The 921-nt window shown below is 62.0% G+C and carries 1 protein-coding gene; it reads left to right on the top strand.

Annotated features, from left to right (window positions below):
- Positions 1 to 71 precede the first annotated feature (71 nt).
- A partial coding sequence (locus JCM12296_RS35205; RefSeq protein ID WP_054702839.1) for a pyruvate flavodoxin/ferredoxin oxidoreductase occupies positions 72 to 921 on the top strand: 850 nt, incomplete at its 3' end.

The following is a 921-nucleotide window of genomic DNA, read 5'->3' as shown; positions in this document are numbered from 1 at the left end:
TTTTTCGGGCAACACCGATATTGGGCAGATTGGACATTTCTGGATGGGCACTGATTCAGGGAGGGTCGCACATGTCGCTGAGTTTCATCGAAGGCAACGAAGCGGTTGCGTTGGGTGCCATGGCCGCCGGTTGCCGGTTTTTCGCCGGCTATCCGATCACGCCGGCCACGACCATTTACAACGCCATGCTCAAGTACCTGCCCCCGGAAGGTGGCGTTTGCCTGCAGGGCGAGGACGAAATCGCCTCCATCGGGTACTGCCTGGGCGCATCCATGGCGGGCAACAAGGTGCTCACGGCCACTTCCGGCCCGGGCATCAGCCTTTACAGCGAACAACTCTCCTTTGCCATTGGCAGCGAGATTCCCCTCGTGATCGTCAATGTCCAGCGGTTGGGTCCGTCCACGGGATCGGCCACCAAGGGGGCTGACGGCGACATCCAGTTCATGCGCTGGGGTTCCAGCTCCGGCCTGCCGGTGATCGTGCTGGCACCGGTGAACGCGGCCGACTGCTATTGCCTGACCGTGCATGCCTTCAACCTGGCCGAACAGTACCGCTGCCCGGTCTTCCTGGCCTCCAACAAGGAGATCGCCATGACCCGCGAGAGCGTGGATCTGGACGCCATCGACCTTCCCGCGATCGTCACCCGCAAGGCGGCCGACCCCGGCAATCCCTTTCTGCCGTTTGCCACCGCGAGTGACGATGGGGTTCCGGATTTTCTGCCCATCGGCGATACCACCCTGGTGCGGCAGACCTCCTCGACCCATGGGGCCAATGGCTACATCACCGTGGATCCGGATGAAATCAACGCCTTCCAGGTGCGGCTGCAGAAGAAGCTGACCGCCCATGTGGACGAATTCACCTTTTTCGATCAGGACCTCGACCCCCAGGCCGATACCCTGCTGGTGGCTTACGGCGTGACCG

Source organism: Desulfosarcina cetonica JCM 12296, assembly GCF_001311845.1.
Classification (GTDB): Bacteria; Desulfobacterota; Desulfobacteria; order Desulfobacterales; family Desulfosarcinaceae; genus Desulfosarcina; species Desulfosarcina cetonica.
The sequence above is the reverse complement of the archived record's forward strand: the minus strand, read 5'-3'. Positions and strand labels throughout refer to the sequence as shown.